General features: G+C 65.4%; 14 protein-coding genes and 3 tRNA genes. 11 read left to right on the top strand and 6 right to left on the bottom strand.

Annotated features, from left to right (window positions below; translation table 11 throughout):
• The first annotated feature begins 181 nt into the window (after positions 1–181).
• The 8 genes from ppnN to GIW57_RS07455 all read left to right on the top strand — a co-directional run bounded on the left by ppnN (position 182) and on the right by GIW57_RS07455 (position 8,798).
• A complete protein-coding gene (gene ppnN, locus GIW57_RS07490) occupies positions 182–1,570 on the top strand; it encodes a nucleotide 5'-monophosphate nucleosidase PpnN (protein WP_089240035.1) in 1,389 nt (462 codons plus the stop codon).
• A gap of 180 nt (positions 1,571–1,750) precedes the next feature.
• Positions 1,751–2,266: a GspH/FimT family pseudopilin gene (locus tag GIW57_RS07485; protein ID WP_236509762.1), complete on the top strand. Its 516-nt coding sequence runs from the start codon at positions 1,751–1,753 to the stop codon at positions 2,264–2,266.
• Positions 2,263–2,754, top strand: a complete 492-nt coding sequence (pilV, locus tag GIW57_RS07480; RefSeq protein ID WP_236509760.1) for a type IV pilus modification protein PilV — start codon at positions 2,263–2,265, stop codon at positions 2,752–2,754. Before GIW57_RS07485 ends, pilV begins: the two co-directional genes overlap by 4 nt.
• Positions 2,751–3,923 (top strand): PilW family protein, encoded by a 1,173-nt coding sequence (locus GIW57_RS07475; protein WP_236509758.1) that lies wholly within the window; start codon positions 2,751–2,753, stop codon positions 3,921–3,923. The genes pilV and GIW57_RS07475 overlap by 4 nt, the downstream gene beginning before the upstream one ends.
• A 5-nt stretch (positions 3,924–3,928) precedes the next feature.
• Complete coding sequence (locus GIW57_RS07470) at positions 3,929–4,447, top strand: PilX N-terminal domain-containing pilus assembly protein (protein ID WP_236509757.1); 519 nt, start codon at positions 3,929–3,931, stop codon at positions 4,445–4,447.
• Between the two features lie 11 nt (positions 4,448–4,458).
• A complete protein-coding gene (locus GIW57_RS07465) occupies positions 4,459–8,205 on the top strand; it encodes a PilC/PilY family type IV pilus protein (protein WP_236509755.1) in 3,747 nt (1,248 codons plus the stop codon).
• A 29-nt stretch (positions 8,206–8,234) separates the two neighbouring features.
• A complete protein-coding gene (locus tag GIW57_RS07460) occupies positions 8,235–8,642 on the top strand; it encodes a type IV pilin protein (RefSeq protein ID WP_236509754.1) in 408 nt (135 codons plus the stop codon).
• 79 nt (positions 8,643–8,721) lie between these two features.
• A tRNA-Asn gene (locus tag GIW57_RS07455) sits at positions 8,722–8,798 on the top strand.
• Positions 8,799–8,880: 82 nt separating this feature from the next.
• On the opposite strand, the gene GIW57_RS07450 is transcribed toward GIW57_RS07455, so the two are convergent.
• Positions 8,881–9,375, bottom strand: a complete 495-nt coding sequence (locus GIW57_RS07450; RefSeq protein ID WP_236509752.1) for a GspH/FimT family pseudopilin — start codon at positions 9,373–9,375, stop codon at positions 8,881–8,883.
• Positions 9,376–9,587: 212 nt separating this feature from the next.
• Here GIW57_RS07450 and uvrB point away from each other — a divergent pair, with 212 nt between their 5' ends.
• The 3 genes from uvrB to GIW57_RS07435 all read left to right on the top strand — a co-directional run bounded on the left by uvrB (position 9,588) and on the right by GIW57_RS07435 (position 11,966).
• Positions 9,588–11,612, top strand: coding sequence for an excinuclease ABC subunit UvrB (gene uvrB / locus GIW57_RS07445; protein ID WP_236509750.1), 2,025 nt, complete (start codon positions 9,588–9,590; stop codon positions 11,610–11,612).
• Between the two features lie 107 nt (positions 11,613–11,719).
• Positions 11,720–11,794, top strand: a tRNA-Val gene (locus GIW57_RS07440).
• A gap of 97 nt (positions 11,795–11,891) precedes the next feature.
• Positions 11,892–11,966 (top strand) — tRNA-Val (locus GIW57_RS07435).
• A gap of 112 nt (positions 11,967–12,078) precedes the next feature.
• Here the strand turns inward: GIW57_RS07435 and GIW57_RS07430 are convergent.
• From GIW57_RS07430 to GIW57_RS07410, 5 genes are all read right to left on the bottom strand, one after another.
• Positions 12,079–12,411: a hypothetical protein gene (locus tag GIW57_RS07430; RefSeq protein WP_100464564.1), complete on the bottom strand. Its 333-nt coding sequence runs from the start codon at positions 12,409–12,411 to the stop codon at positions 12,079–12,081.
• A 261-nt stretch (positions 12,412–12,672) separates the two neighbouring features.
• Positions 12,673–12,867 (bottom strand): hypothetical protein, encoded by a 195-nt coding sequence (locus GIW57_RS07425; protein WP_236509748.1) that lies wholly within the window; start codon positions 12,865–12,867, stop codon positions 12,673–12,675.
• 31 nt (positions 12,868–12,898) lie between these two features.
• Positions 12,899–13,090: a hypothetical protein gene (locus GIW57_RS07420; RefSeq protein WP_032975717.1), complete on the bottom strand. Its 192-nt coding sequence runs from the start codon at positions 13,088–13,090 to the stop codon at positions 12,899–12,901.
• Between the two features lie 65 nt (positions 13,091–13,155).
• Positions 13,156–13,350, bottom strand: coding sequence for a hypothetical protein (locus tag GIW57_RS07415; protein ID WP_025875233.1), 195 nt, complete (start codon positions 13,348–13,350; stop codon positions 13,156–13,158).
• 11 nt (positions 13,351–13,361) lie between these two features.
• Complete coding sequence (locus GIW57_RS07410; protein ID WP_236509747.1) at positions 13,362–13,931, bottom strand: TlpA disulfide reductase family protein; 570 nt, start codon at positions 13,929–13,931, stop codon at positions 13,362–13,364.
• Positions 13,932–13,974: the final 43 nt, after the last annotated feature.

Genomic DNA, 13,974 nt, shown 5'->3' with positions numbered 1-13,974 from the left:
CTTGCCGGGGTGCCTGCATCGGCGTAGCATCCGAACACGTGCGCGGCGCAGATGCCGCCGAAGCGGTCCCGAAGCGGCGAACGCGGGACGCACCTATCCAACGGTCGGGCTTCCCGGCCGTTTTGCTTTTTAAGGGGGCGGCAGTACAGTCGGACACCTTAAAGGAAGCAGAAAAGTGGATATGACAACGAATGAAAAGGCAGCGCGGACGCTGCCGGTGCAGGACGCGCGGATCTACCCGCGTGGTGGCCTGGATGTGCTGTCGCGGGCCGAGGTTGCGCGCCTGCGCGATGCCTCCGGCGGCGGCATGCATGAGCTGCTGCGCCGCTGCGCGCTGGCCGTGCTGACCAGTGGCAGTGCTTCCGATGATCCGCGCGCGGCGCGCGATCTCTATCCCGACTTCGACATCCAGGTGGCGCAGCAGGATCGCGGCGTACGCATCGACCTAGCCAATGCGCCGGCGATGGCGTTCGTCGATGGCGAAATCATCCGCGGTGTCGCCGAGCTGCTGTTCGCGGTGGTCCGCGACCTGGCGTACATGGCCATCGAGATGGGCCCGGCCTATGCGGCCGAGCTGGAGTCGTCCGAGGGCATCACCAATGCGGTGTTCGGGCTGCTGCGCAACGCGCGCATCCTCAACCCGGGTGACCCGAACCTGGTGGTCTGCTGGGGCGGTCACTCGATCTCGCGCGACGAGTACCTGTATACCAAGCAGGTCGGTTACGAGCTGGGCCTGCGTGGCCTGGACATCTGCACCGGCTGCGGCCCGGGCGCAATGAAGGGTCCGATGAAGGGTGCGACCATCGCCCATGCCAAGCAGCGCCGTACGGTGACGCGCTACATCGGCCTGACCGAGCCGGGCATCATCGCCGCCGAGTCCCCGAACCCGATCGTCAACCACCTGGTGATCATGCCGGACATCGAGAAGCGCCTTGAGGCCTTCGTCCGTATCGGCCACGGCATCATCGTGTTCGCCGGTGGCGTGGGTACCGCCGAGGAGATCCTGTACCTGCTCGGCATCCTGCTGCGCGAGGAGAACAAGGATCTGCCGTTCCCGCTGATCCTGACCGGCCCGACCGTGGCCGCGCCGTACTTCGAGCAGATCGACCGTTTCATCCGCCTGACCCTGGGCGATGCTGCGGCCGAGCGCTACGAGATCGTCATCGGCGATCCGGTGGCGGTGGCCAAGAAGATGTCGGCCGGCATCAAGCGCGTGCGCGAGCATCGCCTGGCGCAGAAGGACTCGTTCTTCTTCAACTGGTCCATCGAGATTCCGTGGGAGTACCAGCAGCCGTTCGTGCCGACCCACGAAGCGATGGCGGCGCTGGACCTGCATCACGGGCGTGCGCCGCACGCGCTGGCGGCCGACCTGCGCCGGGCGTTCTCGGGCATCGTGGCCGGCAACGTGAAGGAAGACGGCATGCGCCGCATCGAGGAGTTCGGGCCGTTCCAGATCCATGGCGACCCCGACATGATGCAGGCCCTGGACGCGCTGCTGCGTGCCTTCGTAGAGCAGCGCCGGATGAAGATCTCCGGCGAGTATCAGCCCTGCTACCAGGTGCTGGCCTGACAGGCCAGGGCTGAACGGAACTGGCCCGGGTCGTCGGGACCCGGGCCGGGGCGGGGCAGGGGAGCTGCCGCCGTCAACTGATTGACGCCCGTCGCCCCCGGGCGACCGTTCGTCCTGCCGCCGCTTGCCGCCGGGCGGCAGGGCGTTCATCTTCTATGTCATCACGCTGGGGAGCGTTCCATGTCTGCACGCCGATCCAACGGCTTCACGCTGGTTGAGTTGATGGTCACGCTGGTCGTACTCGGCGTGCTCGCGTCGATCGCGTTTCCGAGCTTCCGTGGCCTCATCCGTTCCAACCGCATCAGCACCTCCAACAACGAGATCGTCGGCGTGCTGTCGCTGGCCCGCAGCGAGGCCATCCGCAACGGCCGCGGTGCCGGCGTGTGCGCCAGTACCAAGGGCTTCGCTTGCGACGGCACGTGGTCCGACGGGCTGATGGCCTGGGCCGACAGCGATGCGGCCGGCGGCGCCTTCCAGGACGGCGAGACGGTGCTGCGCTTCGTGGCGGGCAACACCACCCAGGTCGTCACCGGGCCCAACGAGGCCATCGCCTTCGATCCGCGTGGCCGCCGCCGCGCCACGGCCAACCAGTCCCTGGAGCTGCAGCCGTCGGACTGCAAGGCCGACGATCCCAAACGCAAACTGACAGTGAACCTTTCCGGCCAGGTCCGGGTGGAGCGGACGACGTGCAAATGAGGCGCAGGACACTTCGCGGATTCGGCCGGCGACAAGGCGGCTTCAGCCTGCTCGAAGTGATGATCGCATTGCTGGTGCTCGCATTCGGGTTGCTCGGCTTCGCCCTGCTGCAGACCCTGAACGTGCGCTTCGTGCAGAGCGCCAACTACCGTACCCAGGCCACCAACCTGGCCTATGACCTGATCGACCTGATGCGCGCCCAGCGCGCCACCACCATGAAGGGCACCGGTTACGTGGACGCGTCCTTCGCGGCCGGCTCGATCACGCCCAAGGGGGCCTGCGCATGGCCCACCGGTGAGGCCGTTACCGCCAAGCAGAACGTGGCGCGCTGGCAGTGCCAGGTGGTCAAGACCCTGGGCGACAAGGCCAGCGCGCAGGTCACCTACACCGCAGGCGTGGTCACGGTGGCAATCAGTTGGGGTGATCAGCGCTGGGATGCCAAGGACCCCGACAGCCTGACCTCCTTCGGAATGACGACCCAACTATGAACACCACCGCGCCATTCCGCCTGCGCCAAGCCGGCCTGTCGTTGATCGAACTGATGATCGCCATGGTCATCGGCCTGGTGCTGATGTTGGGCGTGGTGCAGATCTTCATTGCATCGCGCGCGGCATCGCAGTTGTCCGAGGGCTCGGCCCGTACCCAGGAAAATGCGCGCTTCGCGCTCGATTTCCTGCAGCGCGACCTGCGCATGGCCGGCCACTTCGGCTGCGTCAACGACCAAGCCCACGCGGTCAAGGCCATTGATGCGATCGGCTATCACTTGGACGGGGTCACCTCGGGCAGCGGTGAGCCGTTGGACTTCTCGGTGCCCATCCAGGGCTATGAAGCCACCGGCACCGCGCCAACCAATACGCTTACCCTGGGCGCCACCTGGAGCGCGGTTGCTGCGGCCCCCAAGAGCATCACCGGCCTCAAGCCGGCCCCGCTGCCGGGCAGCGACATCCTGGTGCTGCGCTATCTGGATGCCGACGGCGTGACGGTCACCGGCATCGCCGCCGCCCCGGCAGAATCCACGCTGACCATCAGCACCGCCGGTGGCAAGCGCCTCAACGCAGGCGTCGATGGCGGCGCCTCGGTGTTCGCCATCGCCGACTGCACCCGCGCCGACGTGTTCGTCGGCAGCATCAGTGGCGGCACGTTGACGGCGCTGAAGACCGACCTGTCCAACTACTCGGCCAATAATGCGATGACCATGGTCTATCGCGCCGATGCAGTGGTGTACTACGTGGCCAGCAACACCGCCAACGAGCCGGCGCTGTTCCGCGCCCGCGCCAAGGGCGACAACACCTACGGCGCTGCCGAGGAACTGGTGGAAGGCATCGAAAGCCTGCAGTTCCTGTACGGCCTGGATGAGGCCACCGATATCGGCGTGCTCAAGCCGCCGACCGGCAACATCGTCGGCCAGCAGCCGGCCAACAACGTCAGCACCGGCACCGACGCGGCCGCGGTAGCCCAGTGGCGCCGCGTGGGCATGGTGCAGATCGGCCTGCTGGCGCGCAGCCCGCAGCAGGCCGGTGCCGAGGCACCGAAGAGCGCCGACAACTACCTGGGGGTGCTGGGCGTGACCATCGCGCCGGGCTCCAAGGACGACAAGCGCTACCGCGCCAGCTATGAGCTGTCGGTGGCCCTGCGCAACCGCCTGTACGGGAACTGATGCCGATGAACATCCACACTCGAGCCCGCCGCCCCCCCGTTCCTGCCGCACGCCAGCGCGGTGCGGTGCTGTACGTCGCGCTGATCATGTTGATCCTGCTGGCGCTGCTTGGCGTGGTCGGCATGCAGGTGGCCGGCATGCAGGAAAGGATGTCGTCCAACTATCGTGCGTCCGGCGTGGCCTTCCAGAACTCCGAAGCGGCCGTGCGCAGTGCCGAGGATGCGGTCGAGAAGATCGCCAACCGCAAGGATGGCGGCAAGAATCCGGTGGTGAGCAGCGCCGATATCGACCAGATCTGCGATGACGGCTTCGATCCGGTGGCCTGGGTGGCAGGCAGCAAGCTGGGCAGCAAGCCGCTGGTCAAGGTGCGCCAGATCCAGGGCTGCATCCAGGGCGAGGGCTCGCTGGCCATGGGGGGCCCCAACGAAGCGCCCACGCCGATCTTCCAGATCACCGGCTACGCCGCCGACAGCACTTCCGATGGCACGTCCAGTACCGCCATCGACACCATCTTCAAGCTCTGAGGGCTGCCGCAATGATGTCGCGCAAATCCAAGACCCTGGCCGGGGCAGCGGCTGTACTGCTCACCGGCGGCGGCTATTTCATCTATTCGCTGATGGCCGCGCAGGGCCAGGGCGTGCTGGCCCAGCAGCCGCTCAACACGGTGGCGCAGACGCCGCCGGCCTTCATCATGGCCGTCGACGACTCCAACTCGATGACCTTCGAGCGCATGTTCCCCGGCGGCGACGGGCGCATGCAGTGGAACAGCACCACCAAGAGCTTCTTCAAATCGGCCGGGGTGTTCAGCAATGTTGGGGTGAACTGTGCCAATGGCTCTACAGACTGCTATCTGTACCTGTATCCGCACGCCAAGTTCAATGATTCCTACTCCCCCGGTGATGCGATTCCGCCGCTGGACATCTATGGGTTCGCGCGATCGCACGTCTACAATGCCAGCTACTTCAATCCGGGTGAAAAGTACGAGCCGTGGCTGAATGCCAACGGCTCCAAGTGGAAGGACGCCGACCCGGCCAAGACGCTGGCAGATCCCCGCTCGGGACAGCCGGGCAATGCTGTTGTCTATGATCTGACGGTAAACCGTGCCGCGACCGGGGAGCTGTTCCAGTTCGTCGATGGCATGAGCATTCCGGATCTGTCGGGCACCGGGACCAGCTACTACGTGAACAGCTGGTGGGACCCCGGCTGGAAGACCGCGGCGGTGTCCAATACCGGGACCAATACCTATGCGATCCAGTACTTCCCCGCCACGTTCTATCTGCCTGAGAGCGCGGCCGCACCGACCGGGTACAAAACCGACGGCACCAGCCGGCCGTTGATCTCCGGTGCCTGCGGGCCGGGCTGCAGCATGTACCGCTACCAGATCAAGTCCGGCAACTACAGTAGCGATGCCGCGTTCAAGGCCGCCCAGCAGAACTTCGCCAACTGGTTCCAGTACCACCGCAACCGCCTGCTGGCCATGGTCGGTTCGTCCAGCCATGCGATGGTGGATGTGAACAACATGAAGGTGGGTTACTTCACCATCAACAGCCGCACCGCCGTGACCATGTACGACATGTCCACGGAAAAGACCGAGCTGTACAAGCAGATCTACAAGCTGGCACCCAATGGCGGTACGCCCAACCGCCTGGCCGTGGATTTCCTCGGCAAGCAGTTCCGCCGCACCGACGACAAGGCGCCGGTGCAGTTGGCCTGCCAGAAGAACGGCGGCATGTTGTTCACCGACGGCTATACCAACAAGGCCGACAAGGACAACACGCCCTCCACCTCCTACGGCAACGTCGACAAGGCGTGGGGCGGCGCGCCGTTCGAGGACGCATACAGCGAAACCATCGCCGATATCGCCGCGGCGTACTACTCCAGCAAGGACTACACGCCGCTGCGCAGCGGCACCGCCTTCCCGGCGGGGCAGGTGCCGGTCAGCAGCAAGTGCGCCACCCTGGACAAGAGCAGCCCCGACTGGAAGCGCTTGGACTGCCAGGCCGACCTGCACATGAACTTCTACGGCGTCACGCTGGGCGCACAGGGCCGCATCTACGGCAACCAGGCCAACCAGACCAAGGATCCCTACACCTACGCGCCGGACTGGAACGCAGGCTCGAACCCGACCACGGTCGACGATGGCAACGTGATCGATGAAATCTGGCACGCGGCGATCAACAGCCGCGGTGAGTACATCAATGCGCAGACCCCGGCGCAGGTGACCGATGCGATGCGGCGCGTGCTGTCGGCGGTGGCCGCCGGTTCGTCGCCGTCGGGTACGCTGGCGTTGACCGGTGCGCGCATCGGTGCCGGTTCGCTCACGGTCACCCCGTCCTACGATGTCACCAACGACAACACCGACTGGTCCAGCCGCCTGACCGCCTCCAAGGTGTCGGTCAATGCCAAGACCCAGCAGGTGGAGTACACCGCGGCGTGGGAGGCCAGCAGTGCGATCACCTCGGCCGGCCGCAACATCGTCATGAACAAGGCGGGCACGCTGGCTGACTTCAGCAGCGGCAACCTGACCCTGGAAGACCTGTGCGGCAAGCCGTCCGGTCTGTACCCGGGCATGCTGATCTGCACCGTGGACGAGATCAAGGGCCTGGGCGCCGATGTCGGCACCGCGGTCAACTACCTGCGTGGCGACAGCACCAAGGAAGTACGCCGCAGCGGCGGTATCTTCCGTGACCGCGGCACGCCGCTGGGCGACATCGTCAACTCCACCCCGGTGATCAGCTCGCCGCAGGACGACTACGGCTTCCGCCAGCTCGGCGGCGACTATTCCACCGGCTATGCGACCTACCTGACCAGCAAGGCCAAGAACGGCAAGTACATGGTCTACGTGGGCGCCAATGACGGCATGCTGCACGCGTTCGACGGCGGCATGGCCATCGACGGCACGCTGAATGGCGACGGCGGCAAGGAAAAGTTCGCTTATGTCCCGGCCACCTCGCTGGGTCACATGGGCAACCTGCTGTTCCCGTACAAGGCCGGCAGCAACAACCAGAAATTCCAGCACCGCTATTTCGTGGACGGCCCGGTGACGGTGTCGGACAGCTACTACGGCAAGGACTGGCACACCACCCTGGTGGGAACCTCCGGCGCCGGTGGGCGTTCGGTGTTCGCCCTGGATGTGACCAACCCCAACGCCTTCGGCACCGACAAGGTGCTGTGGGAAATCAGCGACGTCAACACCAGTCTTGGCGAGAAAGTGCGCGAGAACATCGGGCACGTGCTCGGCAAGCCGGTGATCGTGCCGGTGCGCTCGGGCACCGACGTGGTGTGGAAGGCGATCTTCGGCAATGGCTACGGCAGCGCCAGCGGCAAGGCGGTGCTGTTCGTGGTCGACCTGGCCACTGGCACCACCAACATGATCGAAGCGGCGGAGGCCTCCACGGCGATTTCCGGCAAGAACGGGCTGGGCAACATCGTGGTGATCGATCGCTGGCGCGGCACCGGCCAAGATGAGCGCGGGCGCGATGGCGCGGCCGATACGGTGTATGCCGCCGATCAGCGCGGCGCGCTGTGGAAGTTCGACCTGACCAGCAGCGCCACGTCGGTGGATACGCCGGTGTTCACCACCGCCACGCACGCCGAAGGCCCCTCCGGCGGCGCGTCCACCTACCGCCAGCCGATCACCGGCGGCCTGGCCGTGGCTACCGGCCGCTCCGGCGGCGTGATGCTGTTCTTCGGCACCGGCAGCTTCTCGTTCATGACCGATACCGCCGACTTCACCATGCAGTCGATGTATGGCGTCAACGACGTCAGTGGCAAGGTGCCGAATGTCAGCCTGGATCCGTCCAATCTGGTGCCCTACAGCGTGGTCACCACCGACCTGACCCGGTCGCTGACCCAGGGAACCGCGCCGGTCGGGTCCAGCGGCTGGGCGATCAACCTGCCGACCGGCCTGGGCGAGCGATTCGTGGGCAACCCCACCCTGGTCAGCGGCATTCTGTTTCTGCCCACCTACGTGCCCAACCAGAAGGCGGTCGGGTGCTCGACCACCGGTTCCAACTGGCTGTTCGCGCTGGAGTCGCTGACCGGCGCCGGTGCCATGTCGCAGATGCGCACCGGCAGCCCGACCGGCACCAAGCCGCCGGCCGGCACCGCCGGCGTGGCGCTGGATACCGGCGGTACCGCACCGGTGAAGGATGTGTCGGTGGTGGCCATTCCGCGGTCGCCGGAGGTGCCGGCCTGCTGGATGGCAATCGGCGTGTCCGGTGGCAAGCCGATGTATGCCCCATACCCCTGCGGTCGCCAGTCGTGGCGGCAGGTGAAATGACCTTGACCCGCAACAACAGGACGTCCCGCATGCGCGCGCTCCCTTCCCGCCGGTTGGCCGGTGGCTTCAACCTGATCGAACTGATGCTGGTGATCGGCGTGATCGCGGTGTTGTCCGCGATCGCCTATCCGTCCTACCTGGCCCACGTGCGCAAGACCCACCGCACGGCGGTCAAGGCCGACATGGTGGAGTACGCGCAGCGCGCCGAGCGCCAGCATTCGTCGGAGAACAGCTATGCCAGCTTCAAGCTGCCCTACGAGGTGTCCCCGCGCGAAGGCGGCACGGCGCGCTACAAGCTGGCGATCGACGCCAAGGCGTCGACCTTCAAGATCACCGCCACGCCGCAGGGCACCCAGACCAAGGACAGCTGTGGCACGCTGACCCTGGACCAGGCCAACCGCAAGACCGCCGAAGGCACTTTGAGCGAGTGCTGGTAGGCATCGGGCGGGCAGGGCACGGCGACAGGTGCGCAAGGTGTTGCCCTTCGGCAAAACCACCTTTACAATGCGCCTCCCCGCCCGAATAGCTCAGCCGGTTAGAGCACTTGACTGTTAATCAGGGGGTCGTTGGTTCGAGTCCAACTTCGGGCGCCAGATCCGGAAAGGCCGCGAGAAATCGCGGCTTTTTCTTTGTCCGCGATCGGCGAGGCGCCACCGCAGCCGTTGGCGGTGCGGGTCATGGCTGCGCGCAGGGATCGGGCTTCCTGCCTTGGCGCTCGGAGCGGATGCGCCCGCTGTTGTTGACCACCACGCGGCCGAACGGCTGATCGTTCCGGCACACCCACAGCGACAGATTGGTGCCCAGCGCACGGCCGTTGTCCAGGAAGCGGATGAAGGGCCGGCCCTGGCTTGCCCTGATCCGCCAGCCGGAGGGCGGGTACAGCGCATGCTGGTGGAGCACGTCTTCGGCCGCGAGCGGGCCGGCGTGTTCAGGGCGGTTCAGGTGGATGATCCAGCCGTGCTGCCAGTCATCCGCGCCGGCGCATTGCAGCCCGTCGCGGCTGGCGCACATGCTCACTTCCACCTGGCGCCGGATCGCGGCCATACGCGCGAACGCCAGATGGCTGCTGAGCAGGTGCCGGGCGCTGGCCGCTCGTTGGCGGTCCAGCAGGGCCTGCAGGTCCGGCCAGGCGATGGCGCACAGCGTGGCCAGCACCAGCAGCACCACCATGGCCTGCAGCAGGCCGGCGCCACGGGCGCCACCCGGTCGGATCAGGGCAATACCAGACATCGCAGCGCACCGGACAGGGCAGGGAGCGCCAGACTGCGCGCCGCTCCCGCCGCAATCTATCAGGCAAGGCAACGCCGCCGCGTAGGCACACCCCTCAGCCGTCCGTCACCAAGCCCCCCGGTATACTGGAGGGCCCGTGCATTGGCTGCACCATGAGCGATCGCTTTGAACTTGTATCCCCGTATTCGCCGGCGGGCGACCAACCCGATGCCATCGCCAAGCTGACCAGCAATTTCGAGGCTGGCGTGGCCAAGCAGACCCTGCTGGGCGTGACCGGCTCGGGCAAGACCTACACCATCGCCAACGTCATCCAGCAGATCCAGAAGCCGACGCTGATCATGGCGCCGAACAAGACCCTGGCCGCGCAGCTGTACGGTGAGTTCAAGGCGTTCTTCCCGCACAACGCGGTGGAGTATTTCGTCAGCTATTACGACTACTACCAGCCGGAAGCCTACGTGCCGTCGTCGGACACCTTCATCGAGAAGGACAGTTCGATCAACGAGCACATCGAACAGATGCGGCTGGCGGCGACCAAGACTCTGCTGTCGCGACCGGATGCGATCGTGGTGGCGACCGTGTCGGCCATCTACGGCCTGGGCGCACCGGAAGACTACCTGTCGCTGCGCCTGATCCTGTCCAAGGGCGAGCGCATCGACCAGCGGGACCTGATCAATCACCTGACCCAGCTGCAGTACACCCGCAATGAGTACGAGCTGCAGCGCGGTACTTTCCGCGTGCGGGGTGAAGTGATCGATGTATTCCCGGCAGAATCGGACAGTGAGGCCCTGCGCATCGAACTGTTCGATGGCGAGGTGGAAAAGATCACGATGTTCGATCCGCTCACCGGTGAGACCATGCGCAACCTGATGCGCTTCACGGTGTACCCGAAGACTCACTACGCGACCACGCGCGAACGGGTGCTGGCAGCGGTGGAGACCATCAAGGTCGAGCTGAAGGAGCGGCTGGAGCAGCTGTACGCGCAGAACAAGCTGGTCGAGGCGCAGCGCCTGGCCCAGCGGACCCAGTTCGACCTCGAGATGATGGCCGAAGTAGGCTTCTGCAATGGCATCGAGAACTACTCGCGGCATTTGACCGGCAAGAACGCGGGCGAACCGCCGCCGACCCTGTTCGATTACCTGCCAGCCGATGCGTTGCTGGTGATCGACGAATCGCACGTGACCATTCCGCAGATCGGGGCCATGTTCAAGGGCGACCGTTCGCGCAAGGAAACCCTGGTCGAGTTCGGCTTCCGCCTGCCGTCGGCGCTGGACAACCGTCCGCTGCGTTTCGAGGAATGGGAAGCGCGCTGCCCGCGCAGTATCTACGTGTCGGCGACGCCGGGCCCTTACGAGTTCCGTGAGGCTGGCGAAGACATGGCCGAGCTGGTGGTACGCCCGACCGGCCTGATCGACCCGGTGGTGGAGATCCGCCCGGTCGGCACCCAGGTCGATGACCTGATGAGCGAGGCCAACGAGCGCATCAAGGCCGGTGATCGCGTGCTGGTCACCACCCTGACCAAGCGCATGGCCGAGAACCTCACCGAGTACCTGACCGAGCACGGTATCCGTGTGCGCTACCTGCACTCGGACATCGATACCGTCGAGCGCGTGGAGATCATCCGCGACCTGCGCCTGGGCAAGTTCGATGTGCTGGTCGGTATCAACCTGCTGCGCGAGGGGTTGGACATGCCCGAGGTCTCGCTGGTGGCGATCCTGGATGCGGACAAGGAGGGCTTCCTGCGCTCGACCGGTTCGTTGATCCAGACCATCGGCCGTGCGGCCCGCAACGTACGCGGCAAGGCGATCCTGTATGCGGACAGGATCACCCGTTCGATGCAGGCGGCGATTGACGAGACCGACCGCCGTCGCAGCAAGCAGGTCGAATACAACCAGGAACACGGCATCATTCCGCGCTCGGTCCTGCGGCCGATTGTCGATGTGCTGGAGGGCGCGCGCTCGGATGCTGCCGAGAAGGAGTCCCGCAAGGGCAAGGGCAAGGGCCGTTCCGGTGTGGCCGAAGACACGGCCGACTACCGTTCGCTCAGTCCGGTGCAGTTGGCAGCCCGTCTCAAGGCCCTGGAGCAGCGGATGTACCAGCATGCCAAGGACCTGGAATTCGAAGATGCCGCCCGGGTCCGCGACCAGATCAGGCAGCTGAAGGAAGCCAGCCTGGGCTGAACGCGGTAAAGCGGGTTTTCTTCACAAAAGTATTGCGCTTGCCGGTCGTCGTCCGTAATATACGCGGCCTGCACCGACGCAATCGCGGCGCTGCAGAAGCAACAAACGGGCGGTTAGCTCAGCGGTAGAGCACTACCTTGACATGGTAGGGGTCACAGGTTCGAACCCTGTACCGCCCACCACGAAGTCCCCCAGGGGGCTGTCGTGAGCATGAAAAGCCCGGCCCTGGCGCCGGGTTTTTACGTAGAAGCACCAGCCTGCGGGCTGTACGGAATTTTTGGGCGGTTAGCTCAGCGGTAGAGCACTACCTTGACATGGTAGGGGTCACAGGTTCGAACCCTGTACCGCCCACCACCGGTTCCTGGCATCGCCGGAGCAGCGGTGGACACGATGAAAGCCGGCCCTGGGCCGGTTTTTTTGTGCCCGCGATTCGCGCTCGTCTGCGCCTGGCCGGTTGCTGTCATAGTCAACCGCGTTGCTCGACACTGGCGCTGCGCTGCAGCTGCCAATGACCATCCACACGCTGCCACAGCTGCATGAGGCCCCGGGAGTGCGCTTGCCCGCGCTGTCCCGCAGGTGCTTCAGCGTGCACGCGGCCATGGGCCACCTGCAGCACGCGATCCGCACTCAGGCGCAGGATCTGCACGCTCTGGCGCTCCGCCTGCCCGTGCGTGGCCGGCTCGCGAGCGGCGCGTTGGGCATCGGCCTGCAGGATCTGCATTTGCAGCGAATCGCTTCCGGTGCCGGCGTCGCGGTTGCATAGACCGGCCATCAACAGCAGCAAGGCAAGCATCGGCATGGCACGGTGCTCCGGAGAAGGGAGTCCAGCGTTGCACTGCGGCCTGCGGTGTGAAACCGGTATCCGACGAAGGCGGGAAAAGTGCGTGCCAACGAGAGCCAGCAAGGATGAATCCGGGCTGGGTCGTGGCTGCTGCAGGTCAAAGCCATGAAAAAGGCCGGGCCGCCTGTGAAGGCAGTCCGGCCCGTTTGCCCGGAAGTGACCCCGTTGGCCGGGAAGCCTGGGCTCAGGTCACGACATGGCTGGAACCTTCAAGCAGGCTCAGAGCGGATCGCAGCACAGGCGAGGGCCGGACCAATGCCCTGAACCGCCATACGGGCAACCCGGGGTGAACTCGCAACCCGGGGCGAATCCGGCCTTGGCCGGCGTGGCGAACGCCTGCGCGGCGCCGAACGACATGGCGGCAACCACGACGATGCCGGCAACGGACGAGAACAGCTTCTTCTTTCCGATCATCTGTATCTCCTTTGCAGAGCGTCGAGGTGGATCACATGGGATCGCAGCAGACCAGCAGGCCGTGAGAGCCGGCATTGCCGTACGGGCAGCTGGGATGTTCCTTGCAGCCCGGTGCGAAGCCGGTCTTCACCGGCGTGGCGAAGGCCTGTGCGGCACCGAATGACATGGCGGCAACCACGACGATGCCGGCAATGGACGAGAACAGCTTCTTCTTTCCGATCATGTGTATCTCCTTGGAATGGCGATGGAACATGAGGTCACCGCTTGCGGGGCGGTGTCGAAGCGGAATCAGTTGGCGACGCAGCAGATGCGCGTGCCGCCGGCGCGGCCATTGCCGCCGAACATGCACCCGGGGGTATCCACGCAACCCGGTGCAAAGCCGGTCTTCACCGGTGTGGCGAAAGCCTGTGCGGCCCCGAATGACATTGCAGCAACGATGACGATACCGGCGACGGACGAGAACAGCGTTTTCTTCCCGATCATGTGTATCTCCTTCAGTTGGTGTGGCTTCCCGGATTCATTGCGTTGGCGACGGCCTGTACCGTCTCTGTGTCTAGCTGGCCGACATGCTTGTAGGCGACGCTGCCATCTGCGGCGAGCACCATCAGCATCGGTGTCAGTGTGGCGCGGTAGCGCTTGGAGACCTCGCCCTGATCGTCGACAGCGATCGGAAACGCCAGCGCGTGTTTGCCGGCGTACGCGGCAAGCTGATCGTAGGGTGGCAAGCCGACACCGATCAGTTCGGCGCTGCCACGCGCCGCCGCGATCTGCTGCAGCTGTGGCACCGAGGCCAGGCAGTAGCGGCAGGCAGTAGAGAAGAAGTAGAGGATCTGCGGAACGGCGCGGGCGCCACCGATATCGACATGGGTCTGCTGCGTCGTCCGCAGCGTCAACAGCTCAGGCCGGGTGCCGATTGCAGGACCATGTGCATCCAGCTGGGTCTGCTGCAGCTGCGCCGCAATCTGTTCGTTGACCTGCCGCAACTGGCGGTTCTGCCAGGAGAGCATGATGACCAGTGCGGCCAGCAGCAGAGCGACTACGGGAAACAGTGCACGCTTGAGCATCGATCATCCTTGAACGCCGCGTTGCATCGACCATACCGGAATC

This window comes from Stenotrophomonas sp. PA-6-5C (assembly GCF_021605635.1).
Classification (GTDB): Bacteria; Pseudomonadota; Gammaproteobacteria; order Xanthomonadales; family Xanthomonadaceae; genus Stenotrophomonas; species Stenotrophomonas lactitubi.
This window is presented reverse-complemented; position numbering and strand designations above follow the sequence as displayed.

Coding starts and splice junctions, on each gene's coding strand:
- pilV (WP_236509760.1), top strand. CDS start 2,263: ATGAGGCGCAGGACACTTCGCGGATTCGGCCGGCGACAAGGCGGCTTC.
- GIW57_RS07485 (WP_236509762.1), top strand. CDS start 1,751: ATGTCTGCACGCCGATCCAACGGCTTCACGCTGGTTGAGTTGATGGTC.
- ppnN (WP_089240035.1), top strand. CDS start 182: ATGACAACGAATGAAAAGGCAGCGCGGACGCTGCCGGTGCAGGACGCG.
- GIW57_RS07425 (WP_236509748.1), bottom strand. CDS start 12,867: ATGATCGGAAAGAAGAAGCTGTTCTCGTCCGTTGCCGGCATCGTCGTG.
- GIW57_RS07475 (WP_236509758.1), top strand. CDS start 2,751: ATGAACACCACCGCGCCATTCCGCCTGCGCCAAGCCGGCCTGTCGTTG.
- GIW57_RS07450 (WP_236509752.1), bottom strand. CDS start 9,375: ATGGTGGTGCTGCTGGTGCTGGCCACGCTGTGCGCCATCGCCTGGCCG.
- uvrB (WP_236509750.1), top strand. CDS start 9,588: ATGAGCGATCGCTTTGAACTTGTATCCCCGTATTCGCCGGCGGGCGAC.
- GIW57_RS07430 (WP_100464564.1), bottom strand. CDS start 12,411: ATGCCGATGCTTGCCTTGCTGCTGTTGATGGCCGGTCTATGCAACCGC.
- GIW57_RS07460 (WP_236509754.1), top strand. CDS start 8,235: ATGCGCGCGCTCCCTTCCCGCCGGTTGGCCGGTGGCTTCAACCTGATC.
- GIW57_RS07415 (WP_025875233.1), bottom strand. CDS start 13,350: ATGATCGGGAAGAAAACGCTGTTCTCGTCCGTCGCCGGTATCGTCATC.
- GIW57_RS07470 (WP_236509757.1), top strand. CDS start 3,929: ATGAACATCCACACTCGAGCCCGCCGCCCCCCCGTTCCTGCCGCACGC.
- GIW57_RS07465 (WP_236509755.1), top strand. CDS start 4,459: ATGATGTCGCGCAAATCCAAGACCCTGGCCGGGGCAGCGGCTGTACTG.
- GIW57_RS07410 (WP_236509747.1), bottom strand. CDS start 13,931: ATGCTCAAGCGTGCACTGTTTCCCGTAGTCGCTCTGCTGCTGGCCGCA.
- GIW57_RS07420 (WP_032975717.1), bottom strand. CDS start 13,090: ATGATCGGAAAGAAGAAGCTGTTCTCGTCCATTGCCGGCATCGTCGTG.